This is a genomic window from Streptococcus oralis (genome assembly GCF_003943825.1).
GTDB lineage: Bacteria > Bacillota > Bacilli > Lactobacillales > Streptococcaceae > Streptococcus > Streptococcus oralis_CD.
The window spans coordinates 1-6,344 of sequence record NZ_RJNJ01000019.1; the positions used below are offsets into that span (position 1 = coordinate 1).

Sequence of the window (6,344 nt, forward strand, 5' to 3'; positions counted from 1 at the left end):
CGATGAGGACAAACGGTAGTCAGCCTAAAAACACTCGTTAATCTGAAAAGAACGTAAAAAAAGCCCTAAAGGACTGGCATCCTCTAGGGCTTTGGTGTAGCCTTGAGCTACTTATTCGGCAATTTCATTGTATCATGGTTATATAGTTGTGTCAAAAATATATACTAGATTTATTTTCAGATACTGGTGGTTTGTACTTAAAATTTTAACTTTTGGGAGATATGGAGAGAGGGGCAAAACGAAGTGAGACCCTTTTTATATATTAAACCAACGTATTTTAAGAGCCTTAAAGGTGAGGGTGGTATATTTACCCTCGGAAGACTTTTCTATTCGTTTTTCATTGTAATTGATAAGCGTTTCAGGCCTTAAAATCGATTGTATGATTTTTTCTTCCCCAAAAATTCTCCAGGAGGGACTTTTTAAAATTGCTGATGCAAAAGAGCAGGTTTTATTCAAAATTTCTGCATAATCGGTACTGAGAGGAGCATTCTGAGGTCATTTTAGTTTAATTTGTGGACGATAGACCACGAAAAACCCCTAGAGCCTCAAGGCTTAGGGGTTGTTTTGCTATTGAGAGACTTCTTTCAGAAAAAGAAACATTTTTCGGAAAGATATAGTTTAGTTTGCCATTTCTTCGTTAACCGTTCCGTCTTCGTTGACTGCTTCCAACTGTTCTTCTTCGATTGCCTCAAACGTCAGCAAAATCTGTGCATTGTTGCTGATCGATTTGAAAAATCGGTCAGCTTCTGCATTGATTGTGTACGCATTTTGAAAGACTGGGCTTTTAGCGATAACGTTCTTCTTACGCAATTTCTTGACCGTTTTCTGTACCGTTGGGTAAGACAAGCCCAGGGACTCTGCAATAACTTGAATACCCAAGAGATAGACTTTTTCTGCTTCGATTTTGTTAGATTTGTCATAGATGAAGCAAAGAATTTTGGCTGCATAATCTTCTGTGATGTCATAAGCAAACAAAAACTGACGAACTGCCAACTCACGGACAAGAGCCTTGTCTTCTGAGTAGATAGTGATGTCTGCAATCGTGCGCTCATGGATAGCTTTGTCACGTTTCACAAAATCGACTTTGTATTTCAAGTCGTGAGAGATAGACTTCCGACCGCCTTTTTTCTTAGCTGGAGCTGGCTCTTGTTTGACCGCTTCTGATGCGGTGTGTGTAGGTTGTACGATTGAGCGATTTTCTCTGACTTCTGCTTTTACGAACGAAAGACCGTTATCTGTAGTTCCCATTTTTTTGACCTCTTTATATTTTTTATAGTTTGTTTTATTTATATGTTTTATACTTCTACTAAATTATATCATTAAATTTTATTTAACACAAGAATTAAGCTATATTTTATTTTAATAATCTGCAGGGGGTGACTTTTGAGCGTGAGCGATGGCGAGCAGAGGCGAGCTTGTGCCTGTGCGGTTCGCAGGCACTTCGGTCTGATTTTAGAAGACCGAGCCTTTTTTCGAGAAAAACGCTTGACGTTTTGTGAGAAAAATCAAGGAATTTTTATTGCGTGGAGCAATAAAAAGGGCTGAAAGGCGTAAATGTTTAGCTGATCTATAAAGGGGCTGAAAGCCACTTTTATGGTCGGCTAAACATTTATCTCGGATAAATGACGGTTATTCCATCTTTTTCTATCAAAGATGAAATAGAAAAGTGTGAGGACGATTTTTTTATTTTGTTTTTTATGGCATACTAATACTGAAGATGATTGATAGGCTAGAGCACAAAAAATAAGCAACCGATTTTAAGAGTTGCAAAAGAGGAAATAGAAGACGGTTTTAATGGATTTTACACCAACATATTTGTAAAAAAATAATTTTAATAGTTCAGTTTAAAAAATAGTTTATATATCATTTAACTAAAAATCAATTTAATTTTTTTTAAAAAAATATTTGTAACTAAAGAGGAGACAAAAGAACATAGGAGGACAAAAATATAATTATCTTTAGCTATTAAATTAAATTATGAATACAACTAACCAAACAAAAGAAAGAGAGGAAACAGTTGGTAGTAAGGTTCGTAGCAGTTAAGACTGATTATTACAACGATTAGCTATCGTGTAACTAGAAGAGAGAAAAGAAAGTGGGACGTGTTTTTTAAAGTGCCTGCTTTTTACAGATTTTATTTTTATATAGTCCGTCATTGCTTTAAATGACTATGTTTTTATAGCTTTTTTACGAAGAAAAAAAGCGTCTTGGGACGTTTCACCCTTGGGCTATCTGCTTAGCCAAACTAAAGTTAATACTCGAACGCACGAGCTTATCTGACAGTACCGAAGACTTGCGACATTGCTTCGGTCGGTTCCCTTACCGAGTTAGCTTGTCTAACTGATAAAGCAGAAGTAGTTCCGTTTATAGCTAGGTTATCAGCCTAGTTATAAACGTTTTTTTAGTATCTAAAAGAGAGGAGGGTCTATATGGCTAAATCAAGAAAAGAGAAGCGTTTAGCACGCAAGCAGAGAGCTGAGGAGCAAACAAATGTATTACGGACGAGCGCAGAAGCTCGATTTGGTAAAGTGTACGAGCTTGGTCGTCAGATCATTGATAAAAAATGGTCTGACGGTCAAGGCTTATCACGGCATCAAGCGAAGAAAGAGGGGGACGTGTACCGTTATATAACGTCCAGAAAGGCGTATAGAGACGCTTTGGCAAACTGGCGTAGATTTTCCCAGTTCGTAGCGCAAAGGAGCGTAGGAGACGATTTAGATGGCTTAGAATCGATTTTAAAGTATGCAGACCGATATATCCAAAGTTGCGTAGACAAAGATTTGTCAGCTTGGACGTTGACAACGTACAAGGCGCACCTGGGCAAAGTCTTTGATTTACCGACTACGGCTTTTATTCCCACGAAGCCAAGGCGCAGAGCTGATGCGAAGCGTTCACGTCAAGACGTGGAAAGCGATAAGCACATTTCACAAGAGAAAAAAGACTTTTTCGAGATGGTCGGTGGAGCAACTGGCTTGCGTAAGTCTGAATTGCAGTCTATCAAGGGTTCAGCGCTTGAAACGGAGCGAGACATAGACGGCTTTTACTATTTCCGTGTCCAAGGAAAAGGGGGCAAGTGGCGTAGAAGCCCACTTGTGGCAAGGAGTGAGGAAGAAGAACGTCTTATTGTTTCTCTATTCCGTCAAAACGAGGATTTTTACGTCTTCAACAACCGAGTAAATGAGGTTCAGACTTATGCAGTACCGAAGAAACTGGACGAGCACTCGGCACGAGCTGAATACGCAAAACGTGTGTATTTGATGAATGAGAGAGACGTGACCTGTCTTCCGAAGTCGCAAAAGACTTTTTTGCGCAAGGATCTGAAGGGGAACGTCTTGGACAAAATGGCAGAATTGGCAGCATCAAAGGCGTTAGGGCATGAGAGAGTGGACGAGTTTAGAAAATCCTACGCCTACAAGCTCGTAAAATAAGCGATTGTAGGGAGTTTTCGTGATAGATTCCCCACGTTAGAGATTTTAAATGCGTCAGAACGCTCGTCTCGCCGCCTCAAAAACGCAGTCATATCAAGGTTTTGCGAGTTTTATGGGTGTAGAAATGTCAGTAGAAGAAAGCGAGGGCGTTAGCCCTTTGAGCGAAGCTCTCTTGATGCGTGAGCGTAAGCGAACATGGTTTACTTGTATAAATTGGTCAAGAAGATTTTTAAAAAGAAAAATGGATAGAGGGAAAAAACGAGCGTAGCGAGTCCCTTTTTATATGTATTTTATTAATGTTTAATATATATTTAGCCACTCCGTGAGCCTTAGAGCGAAAAGGGTTTTCGAGTTTTATGAATAACAAAATGTCGGTTCTTCGATAACAAAATGTCGGTTCTTCGATAACAAAATGTCGGTTCTTCGATAACAAAATGTCGGTACAAAAAAACATATATTTAAACTTGTTTTTATAACAAAGATAGGGTATAATAAAAACATAGATTGAAAGAGGTTTTTATATGGCTAATGAAGTAGTTAAGCATCACAATGATTTAAACACGGTTATCATGAGAAAATGGACAGCGGAAGAGATGAATTTCTTTTTTGCGATTATTGCAAAAGCAAGAGATAAAGGCACTTCTGACCTTGTTTTCGATAAATATCAACTGGCAGAATTGGCAAACTATTCTATCCAACACAATAAACGGTTTTATGACACAATGGACAGTCTAGCAAATAACATATCTCAATTAAGATACATCGAGAAAACAAAGAATTCTATTGAGTACATGCCACTTTTTACACGGTTTCGAGTTGATTGGGAGGAAGATTTGTCAGACATGCAAGCCCAAGTGTCTGTATCCCCTCTTTTTGAGTATATTTTGAATAAGTTATCCGCAAATTTCACTCAATACGAGTTGCAAGAGTTTACTTCTATCCGCTCAACGTACGCAAAAACTGCTTACAGACTTCTCAAGCAGTGGCGAACGGTTGGACGAAAAGAGTTTGCTATTGATGAGTTTAAACTCTTGTTAGATATGCCAACAAGCTACAAATCGTGTCACATAGATAGACTTGTTTTGAAACCTATTCTAGAGCAACTTTCCCCTTGCTTCGAGGATTTAAAGGTCAAAAAAATCAAGTCAAAAAAGCGTGGAAATCCAGTTTTGGGGTATGAATTCACTTGGAAAAAAGAAGTAGCTGGCACGTATGATCCGGATAAGTTTAACAAGCCAAAACCAAAGAAAACAAGCAAGAAAATAAACGTCCCTGAGTGGTCAAAACCTGAGTATAAGAACACGACAACAGACGAGCAAAAAGCTGAAATGGAGAAGAAAAAGGCTGAGATGATGGCTCATTTAGAGAATGAAAAGTAAAAAGCAAGATCATTTTGATCTTGCTTTTTTTTGTGTCGTTTTTACGGTTGTTTAAACACGTTTCAGAGCTTAAAATCAATTGTAGGATTCATTTCCCTACGTTCTTAAATTAAATTAGTACATAAATGATAATGCTGTTGCCGCCATCAATATTGCAAGAACTATTTTCCAAATTTTTTTATTTTTTCCAAAAATCTTATCAGGTAACAAGCTTATTACAAGAAAGGTAATAAACAACACCAATTTTGTATATATCATTGAGAAGTTATCCAGTGTGGAGTTCCATTTGGATATATTCCTACAAAAGCAACGATAACCCCTCGTCCGGCAGCATTATTATAAAGAATTAAAGAGGCAACAGTCCCTAAACTAGCAGCTACAATTTTGGATACGGCTGGTTCAGGAATTAAAGCAGAAAGAGCAGATCCTCCAGCAAATCCAGCAGCTATTTGATTGGCAGTAGTGCTATCTAAATAAATATCATATCCTTTCCAAGTAAAAACGATTTTATTATATCCTGAGAAGCTTCTGAAAGAATATTTAGGAACTATTGTAATTGAATTTTCGGTAAAAATAACATGATATAAGTCAGTGTCAGTGTTAGCTAATACCGCCTGCTTATATTTTTCAGTAATGGTAACTTTTTTAGTATCAGGATTCACGTCTAGATAGCCATTATCAGAGAGAGTTTTAATAGCATCAATCTTATTAAGATTTTCTTGCACTGTTGTCTCTGTGACGGAATCAGCAACAACTGGATTTGCTCCTAAAACGGGAGAAACAATCCCTAAAGACACAACACATAACCCTAACAGGGCTGAAGTTTTTATTTGTTTATTCATAAGAATTCTCCTTTCTATAAACAAATTGGAATCGAAAAACTAAAGTGATGAATTCTATTAGTTCACCTACTGAATTAGTTTTTATGTATACGCTTACATTATACCACGAAATATTATTATTTCAAAGAAAACGAACTAGGAATTGTGGGGTAAGGGAGATTGGGAACTCCCTCAAAATTTAAAAGGGGTAAAAGAGTCATTTTCTCAAACGCTTTTTTACCCCTTTCAAACACAGCACCTGGGGGGAATCTAATTTAGGAACGAGAAGAAAAAGCTTATCATACTTTGCTTTTTGGAAAAAGTCCATGATATAATAAAATTGCTATCGGAAAACCGATTGCGACCTGTAGGTCGTGAGAGGAGGTGATAGTCGTGAGTTACTTATTCGAGCTCTTCCTCAACGTTATGGCAAATGTACTGGCATATTTCATTTGCAAATGGCTGGACGATGAGGACAAACGGTAGTCAGCCTAAAAACACTCGTTAATCTGAAAAGAACGTAAAAAAAGCCCTAAAGGACTGGCATCCTCTAGGGCTTTGGTGTAGCCTTGAGCTACTTATTCGGCAATTTCATTGTATCATGGTTATATAGTTGTGTCAAAAATATATACTAGATTTATTTTCAGATACTGGTGGTTTGTACTTAAAATTTTAACTTTTGGGAGATATGGAGAGAGGGGCAAAACGAAGTGAGA

At 37.5% G+C, this 6,344-nt stretch carries 5 protein-coding genes; 3 read left to right on the plus strand and 2 right to left on the minus strand.

Going from position 1 to position 6,344, the window contains the following annotated elements; genetic code table 11:
* Positions 1–618: 618 nt before the first annotated feature.
* The gene (locus D8863_RS10195; RefSeq protein ID WP_125441838.1) at positions 619–1,248 is read right to left on the minus strand and encodes a replication/maintenance protein RepL; all 630 of its coding nucleotides are present in this window, start codon (positions 1,246–1,248) and stop codon (positions 619–621) included.
* A 1,181-nt stretch (positions 1,249–2,429) separates the two neighbouring features.
* Between D8863_RS10195 and D8863_RS10200 the strand changes: the two genes are divergently transcribed.
* The 3 genes from D8863_RS10200 (at position 2,430) to D8863_RS10210 (ending at position 4,807) form a co-directional block, all read left to right on the plus strand.
* Positions 2,430–3,428: a site-specific integrase gene (locus D8863_RS10200; RefSeq protein WP_125441839.1), complete on the plus strand. Its 999-nt coding sequence runs from the start codon at positions 2,430–2,432 to the stop codon at positions 3,426–3,428.
* A gap of 49 nt (positions 3,429–3,477) precedes the next feature.
* Positions 3,478–3,696: a hypothetical protein gene (locus D8863_RS10205; protein WP_125441840.1), complete on the plus strand. Its 219-nt coding sequence runs from the start codon at positions 3,478–3,480 to the stop codon at positions 3,694–3,696.
* Positions 3,697–3,949: 253 nt separating this feature from the next.
* Positions 3,950–4,807, plus strand: coding sequence for a replication initiation protein (locus D8863_RS10210; RefSeq protein WP_125441841.1), 858 nt, complete (start codon positions 3,950–3,952; stop codon positions 4,805–4,807).
* A gap of 254 nt (positions 4,808–5,061) precedes the next feature.
* On the opposite strand, the gene D8863_RS10215 is transcribed toward D8863_RS10210, so the two are convergent.
* Positions 5,062–5,649 carry an ABC transporter ATP-binding protein gene (locus D8863_RS10215; RefSeq protein WP_125441842.1) on the minus strand — a complete coding sequence of 196 codons (588 nt, stop codon included), beginning with the start codon at positions 5,647–5,649 and terminating at the stop codon, positions 5,062–5,064.
* Between the last annotated feature and the right edge of the window lie 695 nt (positions 5,650–6,344).